The sequence below is a fragment of the Paraburkholderia sp. SIMBA_030 genome (assembly GCF_046535245.1).
GTDB lineage: Bacteria > Pseudomonadota > Gammaproteobacteria > Burkholderiales > Burkholderiaceae > Paraburkholderia.
Genome location: NZ_JAWRXB010001430.1, coordinates 1 through 243, shown reverse-complemented (window position 1 = coordinate 243; position 243 = coordinate 1). Strand labels below are relative to the sequence as shown.

General features: G+C 64.2%; 1 pseudogene. It reads left to right on the top strand.

The annotated features are described in order from the left end of the window. Positions 1-33 precede the first annotated feature (33 nt). Positions 34-243, top strand: a pseudogene (locus tag SB772_RS44745) (gfo/Idh/MocA family oxidoreductase); the annotation flags it as partial.

Sequence of the window (243 nt, the reverse complement as noted above, 5' to 3'; positions counted from 1 at the left end):
CCCTTGGCTAACTCCGTTGCCGAAGCTGAGAAAATGACCGCCGTGGCCGAGGCCGCAGCAGCACGGGGCGTGTTGTCCATGTGCGGTTTCAGCTATCGTCGGACTCCGGCGCTGGCCCTTGCCAAGCGGATGGTCGACGACGGCCGCCTGGGTCAGATCCGGCACGTCCGGGCCCAATACCTGCAGGATTGGTTAAGCGACGCCGACGCGCCGTTGACCTGGCGCATGGACAAGTCGAAATCA